At 45.4% G+C, this 13,398-nt stretch carries 17 protein-coding genes; 9 read left to right on the forward strand and 8 right to left on the reverse strand.

Going from position 1 to position 13,398, the window contains the following annotated elements:
• The first annotated feature begins 17 nt into the window (after positions 1-17).
• The 7 genes from VJL_RS01425 (at position 18) to VJL_RS01455 (ending at position 4,854) form a co-directional block, all read left to right on the forward strand.
• On the forward strand, positions 18-2,036 hold the full coding sequence (locus VJL_RS01425; protein ID WP_038875018.1) for a methyl-accepting chemotaxis protein: 2,019 nt from the start codon (positions 18-20) through the stop codon (positions 2,034-2,036).
• Between the two features lie 208 nt (positions 2,037-2,244).
• Positions 2,245-2,658: an NUDIX hydrolase gene (locus VJL_RS01430; protein WP_038875021.1), complete on the forward strand. Its 414-nt coding sequence runs from the start codon at positions 2,245-2,247 to the stop codon at positions 2,656-2,658.
• A complete protein-coding gene (locus VJL_RS01435; protein ID WP_038875024.1) occupies positions 2,648-3,064 on the forward strand; it encodes an NUDIX hydrolase in 417 nt (138 codons plus the stop codon). Before VJL_RS01430 ends, VJL_RS01435 begins: the two co-directional genes overlap by 11 nt.
• Entirely contained in the window at positions 3,061-3,537 is a 477-nt protein-coding gene (locus tag VJL_RS01440; RefSeq protein ID WP_038875027.1) for a hypothetical protein, read from the forward strand. The genes VJL_RS01435 and VJL_RS01440 overlap by 4 nt, the downstream gene beginning before the upstream one ends.
• A 150-nt stretch (positions 3,538-3,687) precedes the next feature.
• On the forward strand, positions 3,688-4,014 hold the full coding sequence (locus VJL_RS01445) for a YceK/YidQ family lipoprotein (protein WP_038875030.1): 327 nt from the start codon (positions 3,688-3,690) through the stop codon (positions 4,012-4,014).
• A 201-nt stretch (positions 4,015-4,215) separates the two neighbouring features.
• Positions 4,216-4,596, forward strand: a complete 381-nt coding sequence (locus VJL_RS01450) for a hypothetical protein (RefSeq protein ID WP_038872723.1) — start codon at positions 4,216-4,218, stop codon at positions 4,594-4,596.
• A 39-nt stretch (positions 4,597-4,635) separates the two neighbouring features.
• Positions 4,636-4,854, forward strand: a complete 219-nt coding sequence (locus tag VJL_RS01455; RefSeq protein ID WP_038872726.1) for a hypothetical protein — start codon at positions 4,636-4,638, stop codon at positions 4,852-4,854.
• 6 nt (positions 4,855-4,860) lie between these two features.
• On the opposite strand, the gene VJL_RS01460 is transcribed toward VJL_RS01455, so the two are convergent.
• On the reverse strand, positions 4,861-5,085 hold the full coding sequence (locus VJL_RS01460; protein WP_050566735.1) for a DUF7661 family protein: 225 nt from the start codon (positions 5,083-5,085) through the stop codon (positions 4,861-4,863).
• Positions 5,082-5,900: a sterol desaturase family protein gene (locus tag VJL_RS01465; RefSeq protein WP_038872727.1), complete on the reverse strand. Its 819-nt coding sequence runs from the start codon at positions 5,898-5,900 to the stop codon at positions 5,082-5,084. The genes VJL_RS01460 and VJL_RS01465 overlap by 4 nt, the downstream gene beginning before the upstream one ends.
• 183 nt (positions 5,901-6,083) lie before the next feature.
• On the opposite strand from VJL_RS01465, the gene VJL_RS01470 reads away from it, so the two are divergent.
• Positions 6,084-6,833 carry a tRNA-uridine aminocarboxypropyltransferase gene (locus VJL_RS01470; RefSeq protein WP_038875033.1) on the forward strand — a complete coding sequence of 250 codons (750 nt, stop codon included), beginning with the start codon at positions 6,084-6,086 and terminating at the stop codon, positions 6,831-6,833.
• Between the two features lie 173 nt (positions 6,834-7,006).
• Complete coding sequence (gene nagK / locus VJL_RS01475) at positions 7,007-7,915, forward strand: N-acetylglucosamine kinase (protein WP_038875036.1); 909 nt, start codon at positions 7,007-7,009, stop codon at positions 7,913-7,915.
• Between the two features lie 333 nt (positions 7,916-8,248).
• On the opposite strand, the gene VJL_RS01480 is transcribed toward nagK, so the two are convergent.
• The 6 genes from VJL_RS01480 to VJL_RS01505 all read right to left on the reverse strand — a co-directional run bounded on the left by VJL_RS01480 (position 8,249) and on the right by VJL_RS01505 (position 13,216).
• A complete protein-coding gene (locus tag VJL_RS01480; protein WP_038872732.1) occupies positions 8,249-8,515 on the reverse strand; it encodes a DUF2960 domain-containing protein in 267 nt (88 codons plus the stop codon).
• Positions 8,516-8,589: 74 nt separating this feature from the next.
• Positions 8,590-10,368 (reverse strand): bifunctional molybdopterin-guanine dinucleotide biosynthesis adaptor protein MobB/molybdopterin molybdotransferase MoeA, encoded by a 1,779-nt coding sequence (locus VJL_RS01485; RefSeq protein ID WP_038875039.1) that lies wholly within the window; start codon positions 10,366-10,368, stop codon positions 8,590-8,592.
• Entirely contained in the window at positions 10,365-10,952 is a 588-nt protein-coding gene (gene mobA / locus VJL_RS01490; RefSeq protein WP_005441549.1) for a molybdenum cofactor guanylyltransferase MobA, read from the reverse strand. Before mobA ends, VJL_RS01485 begins: the two co-directional genes overlap by 4 nt.
• Positions 10,930-11,649: an energy-coupling factor ABC transporter ATP-binding protein gene (locus tag VJL_RS01495; protein ID WP_038875042.1), complete on the reverse strand. Its 720-nt coding sequence runs from the start codon at positions 11,647-11,649 to the stop codon at positions 10,930-10,932. Before VJL_RS01495 ends, mobA begins: the two co-directional genes overlap by 23 nt.
• Before the next feature lie 43 nt (positions 11,650-11,692).
• The gene (locus VJL_RS01500; protein ID WP_005427748.1) at positions 11,693-12,391 is read right to left on the reverse strand and encodes an ABC transporter permease; all 699 of its coding nucleotides are present in this window, start codon (positions 12,389-12,391) and stop codon (positions 11,693-11,695) included.
• 6 nt (positions 12,392-12,397) lie between these two features.
• Complete coding sequence (locus VJL_RS01505) at positions 12,398-13,216, reverse strand: ABC transporter substrate-binding protein (RefSeq protein ID WP_005441551.1); 819 nt, start codon at positions 13,214-13,216, stop codon at positions 12,398-12,400.
• Between the last annotated feature and the right edge of the window lie 182 nt (positions 13,217-13,398).

The following is a 13,398-nucleotide window of genomic DNA, read 5'->3' on the forward strand; positions in this document are numbered from 1 at the left end:
AAGAACATTAATTGATTATGACAACGCGCAAACGTCTACGCTTTTCTTTTTCACTGATTCAAACGATCAGTGCAACATTTTTAACTATCATCGCTCTTGTTATAGCCCTTTCTGTCTCAAGTTTCAAAGGAATGGAGCAGGTTGGCGAACAATTTGAAGAGTTGTCTCAAAAAGCGTTACCGATGGCGATGGCAAATGCGACACTGACAAGAAATGTTTTAGAGCAAGTAAAGTTGCTTAACTATGGAATGCAAATTTCTGATCCAGATGAACTTCCTCTCATCACCGCCAAAATTGACGCTCTCGCACAGCAAACTGAAGGTTTAATAGAACAAACATCGGGAGTCGCGGAACATTTATCTAACATGTTACAAGTAAATGTTCAGGAGTTGCATCAAGTCACCAATTCCATTTTATCGAAACAATCTGCGGTGATTCAAATGCAAAGCGACATTAACTCGGCCGTTGGTGGGTTTCGGTATGGGTTAAGTTCGATTGGTCCAGAGATGAACCGTATCAGCTCGTTTCTCAGCAACGACAACCCTGAATCGAGTGATGCGGCAAATCGCTTCATTGCATCCGCGAGCTCGATGGAAAGTACTTTCTTGGTCATGATGATGCAAACCGAGCTAGAGAAAGCGGAGCAAGAATACAGAGAAATGCGAAACCGTATCGCTGGTATAAATCTCGCTTACGATGACTTCAAAGAATGGCACCCTGAAGTGACTGAGTTCGCCAGCCTAACAGCACCTTATGAGATGGTACAGGCAGGCTTCAAAGATGAAGGGGTTTTGCGTTTGATTCTGGCGAAACTCGAACAGTGCGAACAGCAAAAAGTGGAGTTTCAACGTGCCTCTCAGCTCTCAAACGAAACCATGTATTTGCTCGACCAAGTATCTGATTCCGCCTCAGCGTTGATTGATGAGCGTGAAACTATTGTCCACAGTACCATTCAAAACGTCAGCTTAATGGTTGTTGTTGCCGCTGGCGTCATCTCGCTTGTGGTGTTAGCGACTTGGTTTGGCCTCCGTACTTGGATCAATCGAGGGTTGAAAAACATCCTTACTCGTCTCTCCGCTTTAACGGAACATGATTTCCGAGATAGAGCGCAAGAGATTGGCCCGTTTGAGCTTAAAGAAGTCGCACGCAAACTCAACCAAGTTATCGATTCAACCCACGATTCGATTTCTACCGTCACGCGTAACTGCGAAACCTTGTACCAAACCGCTGAGATAAGCCACGATGCGGCCGAGCAAACAAATCAAAGCTTAACTTTGCAAAATGAAGCGCTGGCGAGCATGGTGACGACCATTACTCAGTTAGAAGCATCGATTAGAGAGATCGCGACGGTGACAAATGCCTCTTCCGAAGATTCGCATTTAGCGACAGAACACACAGTGAAGGGGGTTGGTGTGGTAGAGCAAAACCGTCAGCGTTTGGAGTCTCTTGAAAGCTCCCTTAATTTGAACGAGCGGTCGATGTTAGAACTCGACCAACGAGTTAAACAGATCCGCGAGATGGTAGACATGATCAGTGGTATTGCTGATAACACCAACTTACTTGCTTTGAATGCGGCGATTGAAGCGGCGCGCGCTGGGGAGCAAGGGCGAGGTTTCGCAGTTGTCGCCGATGAAGTACGCAAGTTAGCGAGTGATACGTCCCAACAAACCAAAAATATTCGAGAGATGATGAATGAGCTGGTGGCTGCCGCAGAACGTTCACGTAAAGCGGTAAGTGAGTCGCGTGAAGAGATGGCGTATGCACTTCAATCGAGTCATGAAGTAAAGTCGGCTTTTTCGGATATCGATGCGGCGGCTCGACATATACAGCTACGTGTCGAACAGATTTCTGTTGCGACAGAAGAGCAAGAACGAGCAACAGCCGATGTATCGCAAGCCATTACACATATTTCTGACCAAGGTGAATACACTAAACTCCAATTAGAATCCATGGTTGAAAGCTCGGAACAAGTCGCAGACATCGCGGGCCACCAACAAGCGATGCTGCATAAATACGAACTGCATCAAGTGAGTTGACCCAGCATTAGGTAAGACCAAACGAACTTCCAATACGACCAAAGGCAGGGCAATTGCTCTGCCTTTTTATTTTTTGACACCAAGAGTGAGTGACCCAAATCGCAAATTGATTAACTGCACAAGAGAAATGTGTTACCAGCATTTGTTAATTCTTTGTTATCGCATCAAGGTTGTTAGAATGTTCCGTTAAATCAAGGGAGTGAGATGAATGCCGGAGCGAGCAAGTTTGATATTAATAAACGATCACCGAGAAGTTTTATTGATTGAACGAGTGAAGGGCGATAGACACTATTGGGTGTTTCCTGGCGGTAGTGTAGAGGATGGAGAAATTCTTTCTGAAGCGGCGAAACGCGAGGCACTGGAAGAAACCTCTATAGAGCTGACATCGCTCACACCTGTGTTTCAGATTCAAAATCAAGGCCGAAAGGATCATTACTTCTTATCCCATATCGGCTCAGCCACCCCTACGCTAGGTAGTGGCCCCGAACAACAAAGGCAATCGGCTTCCAATCAATATATTTTGAGATGGGTGAATTTTACTGAGCTAGCCATGTTGCCTCTCTTTCCAGTCGAGGCGAAACAAATATGCCTTCAGAGCGAGGAGGTACTCTGTGGTCGATAAAGTGTGTCCTCTGGTGTTACGAAAACAAAACCGCGAGATTCTTCTTTTCAAACATCCTATTGCGGGCGTTCAGTTGGTGAAAGGTACTGTTGAACTCTTCGATTGCGACTTCTTAAGTGCGGCAAAAAGAGAATTGGCAGAAGAGTCGGGCATCGAATCGGTCAATCACACAACCTACTTAGGGGCTTGGGAGAGTGGGTTTAAAGAGCAACTTTGGCATTTCGTTTTGTGTGAATGTGAAGCGTTGCCGGAACATTGGGTCTTCCACACTCAAGACGATGGTGGACATGATTTCGAATTCTTTTGGCATGAAGTTGCGAAAGGCATTTCCTCCCATGCGCACCCTGTCTTTCAGCGTGCTTTAGAGCAGGTTCGTGAGTTTATCCGCATTGGGGCAATTAAGTGAAAGTTGAAATCGGTAATCACACGAATGCAGAGTTGCTTCAAGAACTCAAAGAACAACGCATTCAATTCAATCCGTTTGCCTTACAGCTGTTTGAAGATCAATTGATACAAACCAAACAGCGTGTTCAGACTTTGTCTTTATCGATAACAACGCCTTCGGAATTGGGGGCACCTTTTGGCGCAACGCTGGCTGAGCTTCTTGCTCATGCAGCTCTGAAAGGGCTAGAGCCTTGTCCGCTCGCCGTGGCACCATACTTGTTACTTCAAGGTATTTCGCTCACAAAAGACGAATACATAACGCTCGCTTCTTTGCCTCTTGCTCAGGAAGAGACCTATCCCAGAGGTTTGTATTTGCGTAAGCGGGATGATGGTGTTTGGCTAAGAGGTTATCGATGTGATGATGCTTTTATCTTTCCTCCTTCGATGAAGTTTGTGTTCATTGATGCGAAGACTAAAGAGGGGGAGCAATATTGACGTTTGACTATTACTCGTTCCCGACAATTTCACTGGGAGATTTGTTGCAGCTTCTAAACCACATCCAAACGTCACATCTCACGTTTATCAGCAGTAAGCAAAGAAATACGTAAATCATTCTCACGAAGGAAACACAAACAAGGAAAGTTCATGAAAAAACGACTCGTCATATTGGCAGCCATTGTGTTGCAAGGTTGTGCCACGATAGAGACCCTAAACCCAACAAACAATCATGTGAGAATCTCTCATGAGGGGAAACGGAGCTACTGCAAGGAAATTCCAAGAGTTTATAGTGGAGTGAATTACAACATGTGTTTGTTGAATGGTGAGCCTAGCTATTCTGAAAACACGGGTTCCAAACTAGATGGGGTGCCTTTCTTTGTGTTTGATACTGCTTTTTCAGCGTTGGCTGATACCTTATTCCTACCGTACACGATAACGATGCAGGCACAGAAAGGGTCAATAGAGGTTAACTAAGCTTTCAAGCGAACCATCAAACCAAACGCTATGCTTTTATCAGGAGCGAAATGATAAGGAAGAACAGCCATTGTTGTTATTTCAACCTCTCACGTACTGTTTAAAGGCACTGTCGCTCTCAAAAATGGCGTCGAAATTACAATTATTTAGCTGATTTCTATATGCTTTGCGCATTCATTCAGATAAGGAAAGGAAACGATAATGGATAAATTCGTACTGTTTCTCCTATGCCTTTGCCTGACGGTGGGTGGTGCCATCCACATTTACGACAATATTGTCGATGGTTTTTTGCCTTACGATTTTGCCCCAGGCTGGTTAAACATGTATTGGAGCGCGCTTGGTCTCCTTGATTTACTCGCCGTTTATTTGCTGATCAGGCACCGCCGGACTGGGCTTGTTTTACTGTTATTGATTATGTTGAGCAGCGTAGGCTTTAACTCTTATGCGCACTATGGATTGGGCGTGTTGGAGAGCAGTGGACAACTGCAATGGCAAACGTTGTTATTAGGGTTTTCTATTGGAGTATCAATTTGGCTGTGGAATTCGCAAAAGCATCGCCACTCACGTCAGATATTCCGTTAATTATTGTTTTGTTATTAAGTATTTTTACAGGGATGAGAAATGGACAATTTTAAGGATCTTGCGAGCTTCGGAATTTTTGCCGCGCTATCGGGCTTTAGTTTTGGCGCAATCTTTTTTGGTGCTGCATTTGTTTACGCAGCCATCAATAAACAACAGGATGTGAGTGTATTCGCCATCTCTTCAATTGTTCTTGGGATTATCGGTTTGTTTGTTGGTGTGACCCAATCAAACAAAAAACGCGATTTGATTAAAGCCTAACGGTTTCTATTCAATCCGAAATACATTGGGATGAGTTGCGGTCGCGTGTTCGTGATACATATCATCTAGGTAGGTCAGTAACTCGTCTTCATCGAGAAAGGGCGGCACTACAAAGTCTCTGATTGGGCGCTTTATCGAAGTTTCCGAATCGATATAAAGCGTCCAAATCCCATCTTTGCATTCAGCAAGCATGATTTTTCCAAACACATTCACTTTCATTGAACTGCTCATGAGGAAGACTTTTCCTTATAACGAAATGGTTGGGTGATTAGTTTATCCAATCTTTGCTCGTCTTTGTCGCGGATCTCTGGAACACCAATCACAACATCATCATGACCTAACTCTGGTTGAGCGCGGTAGGTGCCAAACAAACGATCCCATATCGACAAGAAGAAGCCAAAGTTTGAATGTGTCTCGCGCACGATGACAGAGTGGTGCACGCGGTGCATGTCTGGCGTCACAACCAATTTGCGTAACTTCGAATCCCAAGGTAGTGGCAGCTTTGCATTGCTATGGTTAAACATCGCGCTAGCATTCAATACGATTTCAAACACCACGATGGCGATAGGAGACACGCCTAAAGCAAACACCGCAGCGATTTTTACAATCATTGAGAGAATGATTTCTATCGGGTGGAATCGTGTTCCGGTTGTGACATCGATATCCAAGTCTGCATGATGCATGCGGTGAAGTTTCCACAGCGGTTTAACGCGATGGAAAACTAAATGCTGTAGGTAGATGATGAGATCGAGTAACACAACGGCTATCAGCACATTTAACCAAGTCGGGAAGGAAAGTGCATTGAGTAGACCCCATTGGTTTTCATAAGCGATGATAGCAGCTTGGAAAGCGGCAATAGGCATGACAACAGCAATAACGACACTATTCAGCGCGACCAGTGTGAGATTGTTAAACCAGCGAAACGAACGGTCGACGGTCAACTGCTTTCTCGGTAGCTTGTTTTCCCACAGAGTACAAAGCAACAAAACACCAATAAAGATGCTGAGTCGTAGCCAAGAAGGGTCGTTAAATGCAGTTTCGGTCACGCTAATTTCCTTGATTGATTCGCTTATTTGTTAAGACCTTAAGACTCCACCGTATCTTTCACCGAGAAGAAAGGAATGTGAATGTCCGTCCGTTTACGAGCATTTCTTGAGACTCACTGGCGATGCAAGTAGAATCGCGCTCTACTTCATACATGCACTTATTCTAACTGGCACTTTCTATCCATGAGAATCCACGCTTTCCATCGTTTATACCAGCACCGTCAATCTATCTCAACGAAGCCGTTTAACGCTCGTGGCTGTAAAGTGGTTCGCTGTCCATATTGTCAGGTTTCTGAGCAATATTGTTTGTGCGACATTCAGCCGAACATCGAATCCAATATTGCCTGCATGCTGGTCGTATCGGAAAACGAAGTGTTCAAGCCAAGCAATACCGGGCGTCTAATTGCTGATACGATTCAAGAGACCTACGTGTATCAATGGAATCGTACCGAGCCTTCTCAAGATATGCTTGCACTGCTAGAAAACGATGCTTATCAACCTGTGGTTGTGTTCCCAGCAGATTACGTGGATGAGCCTGAGCGTTTATTGGATGGTTTGAATCCAGAGCGATTGAAGGCTTCCGATGGCTCAGATAAAAAATGGTTACTGATCTTCATTGATGGTAGCTGGCGAGAAGCGCGCAAGATCTTTCGCCGTTCAGAGTTTCTTAAATCTTTGCCTGTGCTTTCTATTGAGCCGGAATCACTGTCTGAATACATCATGCGCCGCTCGGACAATGAGCAGCATCTGTCTACAGCAGAGGTCGCGACGTTAGTATTCAAACAAGCAGGTGAAGAGCAAGCTTCGGAGTGTCTGCAATTGTGGTTTGAAGCCTTCCGTGAAACCTACATGCTGACGAAAACTCGCGTGAAAACCGACTGGTCTCGACCGCATCTGAAACGTTTCAAAGAGTGGGCTAAAATCGAGAGCTAACTCTAAGGAATGAACTTTTGTTGATGGCTTGTTGTTCAACTGGCTTCAACGAGGGGATAAATCTGCATTCGGTCACGGTTTGCAGGCGTACAGATATGGATAATGCTCGGAGTTTATCTTTTTTGACTCCAGCATTTTTTGGGAGTCGTTTGAGCTTTTTAGGAGAGAATTGCATGTATTACGGCTTTGATGTCGGTGGCACTAAAATCGAGTTTGGTGCGTTTAACGAAAAACTTGAGCGTGTAGCAACTGAACGTGTACCAACACCAACAGACAACTACGATTTGCTGGTAGAAACTATCGCAGGTCTGGTTAACAAATACGATGCGGAATTTGGTTGTGAAGGTACGATTGGTCTTGGTCTTCCTGGGATGGAAGACGCTGATGATGCAACTGTACTAACGGTTAACGTACCTGCAGCAAAAGGCAAACCACTTCGTGCTGATCTGGAAGCTAAAATCGGTCGCAGCGTAAAAATTGAAAACGATGCAAACTGTTTCGCGCTGTCTGAAGCATGGGATGAAGAGCTTCAAGACGAACCATCTGTACTGGGTTTGATCCTTGGTACGGGGTTTGGCGGCGGCTTTATCTACGAAGGTAAAGTATTCTCTGGCCGTAACCACGTCGCGGGTGAGGTAGGTCATACACGTCTTCCTATTGACGCATGGTTCCACCTAGGCGAAAACGCGCCTCTACTAGGTTGTGGTTGTGAAAAGAAAGGTTGTCTAGATAGCTATCTATCTGGTCGTGGTTTCGAGCTTCTTTACGCGCATTACTACGGCGAAGAGAAGAAAGCGATCGACATCATTAAGTCACACGCAGAAGGCGAAGCAAAAGCGGTTGAGCACGTTGAACGCTTTATGGAACTTCTAGCAATCTGCTTTGCGAACCTGTTTACTGCGACTGACCCACACGTTGTAGTACTAGGCGGCGGTCTATCTAACTTCGAACTGATTTACGAAGAGATGCCAAAACGTATTCCTAAGTACCTGCTTTCTGTGGCGAAATGTCCAAAGATCATCAAAGCAAAACACGGGGATTCAGGCGGCGTACGTGGTGCTGCGTTCCTAAACATCAAATAATCGTCTGAGTTTTCAGTAAGCGAAAACACATAAGACCTACATTGAAAGCCTCGTTTTCCTTTAAATTAAGGTGAAACGGGGCTTTTTACTTATAGATAACGAGCAAAAAGAATAGGTATAAAAAACTCGCGACGAATCGCGAGTTTTTGTTTTGGTCTGTGTAGCTTGGCTTATACCAATCGTAGTAAATAACGGGTCATTCTAGCTTGTTAAAATACTCGATAAGTGCGTTGCAATTTTTGATTGTAGAATGACTACTTATCGAAAAATTGCGTCTTGTTCTCAAGCATTTTCCCTATGCTATTTCTGATCACTTATTTACTGTGATTGGTATTATTTGTTCTTTTTGCCTACACCCAAGTTTTCTTTTTGAGCTAGGGTGATTTTGCTAAAGCCAAGTTTTCTGAAATGATTATCGCGGTAGTTACGCACTGCCTTGGTGTCAGATACTGCTTCGATTTGCTGCTCCATCTTTAGGTACTCAGTGATATCGATACCTTCCGCCTCTGCAACCGCTTCTTGAATGTTGCGGTGTTGCTGGTACGAGAACGTCAGTTCTTTGTCTTGGTCTTTGTAAGTGTAAAGAATGGTGCGAGCCATAGCTGTCTCTCTGAAAAATTTTTCTGTTATCAATAAAAAGGTCAGACTCGCTGACCTTTGAATTCTGAATCGGCCTAGATTCTGCCTTGAAGTGGGATGATTGTCACGCTTTCTCCCGCTTTTACTGTATCAACAGCAGGGGAGATTTCGATCAAACAGTTTGCCTCACTCATTGAGCGCAGAATACCTGAGCCTTGTTTACCCGTTGTGCGAACGGTTAGACGACCTGTTTCGTCTAGCTCGTAGATACCACGGCTAAACTCGGTACGACCTTGGCGAGAGCGCAGATTTTCTGTCGCAATAGCACTGACTTTAAGTGGCTTCCAACCTTGTTGACCTTGCATTTTACGCAGAGCAGGTTCAACAAAGTTGATGAATGAAACCATCACAGCCACAGGGTTACCCGGCAAACCAAAGAAAGGCTTATCGTTGATTTGACCGAACGCAAGCGGACGACCAGGGCGCATGTTGATACGCCAGAAATCAATTTGCCCCAGTTTGTCCAATGCCAGCTTAATGTAATCCGCATCGCCAACGGATACGCCGCCAGAAGTCATCACTACGTCGGCTTGCGCAGAAGCATTTTCAAGCGCTTCAATCATCAACAGCTCGTTATCTTCTAGGATACCGAAATCCAAGATCTCGCAACCTAACTTCTCTAACATGCCCATGATGGTGAAACGGTTTGAATCGTAGATTGAATTCGCTTTCTGTTCTGTACCCGGCGCTTGAACTTCGTCACCGGTAGAGAACACTGCAACTTTCAACTTGCGGAACACGTTCGCTTCGCCAAAGCCAAGAGAAGCAATCATACCCATCTCAGGAGAGGCTAGGCGAGTACCCGCAGTAAACACATCGCTACCAATTGCTAAGTCTTCACCCGCTTGGCGAACGTTTTGACCGGTTTTGATGCTCGCACCATTGAACGTGACAGTATCGCCGTCTTGGGAAGCTTGTTCACGCATAACAACGGTATCACCATTGATAGGGGTTGGTGCGCCCGTCATGATCTTAACCGCTTGACCAACTTCCAAAGGCTGCTCGTAAGCATGACCCGCCATCACTTCAGCAACCACTTGGTAGCTTTCACGCTCGACGTCATCACCGCGAATCGCGTAACCGTCCATCGCTGAGTTTTTGTATTGCGGAACATTCACTGGTGACACAACATGATCTGCAAGCACACGACCGTATGCATCTTCAATCTTACATGCTTCGGTTTCAGAAACCGTGTTTACCAACGAAAGGATCTTTTCTTGTCCTTGAACCACAGAAAGGAAAGCTGGAGAAAGGGTATCGCAGCAAGCGGCTTCTTTCTCTTTACCCTTTGGTGCTTTCGCTTCTTGAACATACTCAATAACGAACTGGGCAATCGCCTCAAGATCGTTGATGTTCATTTGTGGCAGTTCAGAGTCCAATTCGCCGCTGTCTGAAGCAATCGCGATGATGTTGTCATCGTTTGGATGAAGCCAAGGCTTGCCGACTTCTTCACGGTGCAATTCGATCTTAGGAAAGGCAATGTTTTTGCAGCCTTCCACTAGAACTACGTCTAGTTTTCCTTCGTCGAAACGCGTCAGAAGGCAATCAAACTCCGATTCTGACTCTGGTGTTTCTGTCATCAGTGCGAAGCGGTTACGAGAAGAGATCAGCATTTGTGATGCGCCTGCTTTACGTAGGCGATGGCTGTCTTTGCCCGGTTGGTCGACATCAAAATTATGGTGTGCGTGCTTTAGCATACCGATGCGTAAACCTGCTTCGGTCAACTTTGGTAGCAATGCTTCAAGTAGCGTAGTTTTGCCCGTACCAGAGTAGGCAGCAAAACCAAGAATAGGGATGTTTAGCGTGTGTTTCATGATTCGAGTTGTCCAAATTGCGCCAATTCTTCAGGCGTATTTAAGTTGACGAAACAGTTTGGTGAGTCGCTAAAGTCAACGTAACTGGTGTTGCACTCTTTGTAGAGTAGGATGATCTTACGATCGCCACGTTCTAAAAACGCGGTTAGCTTTGGCAGTACGCGCTTGTGGTAAAGCGTGAAGACGGGTTGCTGGTGGTCGCCATCATGAGCAACCAAAATATCGGTGTCTTCTTTTACTGCATTGCAAAAACGTTCAACAAGATCAGTGTTGATTTGTGGGCTGTCGCAAGGGACGAAGCCAACCCAATCGGTTTCTGCATGAACCAAGCCCGCGTGGATACCGCCCATCGGACCTGGGAAATCTTTAAATTGATCGCTGAAGACGAAACCAAACGCACGGTAGGCGTCTTGGTTTCGGTTCGCATTGATTAGAATGCGTGGTGTTTGCGGAGATAAACGTTCGATAACGTGTTCGATGAGTGGCTTCTGATTCAGTTCGATCAGACCTTTGTCTTTTCCACCCATACGGCTGGCTTGACCACCAGCCAAAATGACCCAACTAGTTTGTGTTGGCTGAAGCATATGCGTTCTCTTGGGATGTTTCTTTTGGTATGACATACAAGAGTGGAGACTCTACCAAAGTCTTGTCTTTAATCCACCACTGTTTTTTACATAAATCCGTCAACGCGTTCGCTTGGTGGCTAGTCACAACAATACTAGAGCCGCGATCAAGCAGATCTTTCGCCATGATAACCAGACGTTCAATCGACTCTTGGTCGAGAGAGGCACTTGGTTCATCCATCAACAAAATCGATGGTTTTAAGATCCAAGCTCGTGCCATTGCTACGCGTTGCTTTTCACCGCCGGACAATACAGAGATGTGTTCGTCGGCTAAGGTTTCTAACCCTACCATGCGCAGTGCACTAATAACTTGAGCTCGCTTATCTTTTGCCGTGTCTTGTTGATATTTAACTCCATAAACGACGTTTTCATACACAGTACCGTCAAAAAGGTAAGGAGACTGATGGAGATAAATCACGTCAACACGACCATTGCGACGCGTCCACTTCTTCAACCAAGTGTCTCTTGGTGCGACTACTTTACCCGTTGACGGTTTGAGCAAACCTGCAAGGATCTTGAGTAGGGTGGTTTTGCCAACGCCATTGTCACCTTTTAAGTAAATCGCGTCGTTTGGACCTATGGCCAATTCAGGGATGTGGAAAAGCACACGCTCTTTAAAGCGCATGGACAATTGCTCGGCGGTAATTTTTATAGTCATAATTCACCCTTACATTGGGTCGATGGCGAGTCGATTGCTTGCTTCATGTTCTTAGATAGCCTTTGCCTCTCATGCTCGATAAGAGGAAGTTGAGCGCTAACGCTAACGATAGTAATACAATTCCTAATGCAACTCCTTGCGCAAAAGCACCTTTACTACTTTCCATAGCAATGGCAGTCGGAATATTACGGGTTACGCCCATAATGTTGCCACCAACCATCATTGAACAGCCTACCTCTGTGACGATTCGTGAGAATCCCGCAATGATAGCCGCCAATAAAGGAAAACGTGTCTCCCAGATCATAGTAGCAGCGATACGAGGGATTGACGCACCTAACGTAATCGCTGTTTCAACTGCGCGACGGTCACTTGATTGAAGCGCACCGTGCATCATGGAAACCAGAACCGGAAAACAGACGATCATTTGTCCTAAGATCATGGCTTTTTGCGTAAACAGCATTTGCCAATCACCCAAAGGGCCTGCTCTTGAGAGCATCATGTACAGCAGCAAACCAATCACGACCGTTGGCACCGCCTGTAAGGTGTTCACAATGGACAGTAAGAACCACTTACCACGAAAGTCGGTGTAAGCTAGGACAAAGGACATCAAAATAGACGGCAATACCACTAAAGATATTGCCGTAATAGAAACACTAAAGGAGACCGCAACGATCTCCCATAGGTCTGCATCAAAATTCACCAGTAAGCGCAGGGCTTCTAGTGTTGTATCAGCAAGATTCATATTGCGTTATTTGCTCTCAGCATTCGCAACGAACAATTGTTTACCATTCAGACGGAAGCCATTTATCAGTTCTTGACCGCGTGGATTCACCAACCAGTCACTGAACGCCTTCGCACCTTGGTAGTTGATGGTTGGGTAACGCTCTGGGTTAACCAAAATCACTTGGTACGGGTTAAACAGTTTTTCGTCGCCTTGGAATAGAATCGCAAGATCCAATTTGTTTTGGTAAGCCAACCAAGTACCACGGTCAGTCATGGTGTAGCCTTGCATTTCTGACGCCATGTTTAGAGTAGGGCCCATGCCTTGGCCTACACTGCGGTAGCCACCAAAGTTTGGTTCCATCTTAGTTTGCGCCCAGATGCCCAATTCTTTTTTGTGTGTACCAGAGTCATCGCCACGAGAGATGAAAGTCGCGTCTTTGTTTGCGATCTCTTTGAATACATCTAGTACTGACGCATCGTCTTTTACTTGCGCTGGGTCAGCTTTAGGGCCAACGATAACGAAGTCGTTGTACATCAGTTTACGAGGAAGGACGCCGTAGCCGTTCTCAACAAACACACCTTCTGCTTTAGGAGCGTGTGTCATAACCAAATCAACGTCGCCGTTTTCACCCATCTTCAGCGCTTTACCAGTACCAGCAGCGATGATATCCACTTTGTAGCCAGTGTCTTTTTCAAATTGAGGAAGTAGGTAGTCCAGTAAGCCAGAGTGGTAAGTACTTGTTGTTGTCGCCAGACGAATGTGTTCGCCATCTTGAGCTGAAAAAGCAGAGTAGCTTACAAGAGTGATTGACGTTGCAGCTAGAGTCAGCGCAATTTTTTTCATTTTAGTTGTTTCCTTTCCAATGATTCTTTGGCTTCTTAAGTCTTGGGTTACTAAAGAAGTCGCCAGAGCGTCAGTGAGCGCTCAAATCACAAGCCACCTTAGGGTGAGGGAGCGAGAAGCGATGGTATTGCATTGATGTCTCCCACATCCTGAGGTCACTTGGACACTCCATATAGCAAACA

Source organism: Vibrio jasicida CAIM 1864 = LMG 25398, assembly GCF_000400365.1.
In the GTDB taxonomy this organism is placed as follows: domain Bacteria; phylum Pseudomonadota; class Gammaproteobacteria; order Enterobacterales; family Vibrionaceae; genus Vibrio; species Vibrio jasicida.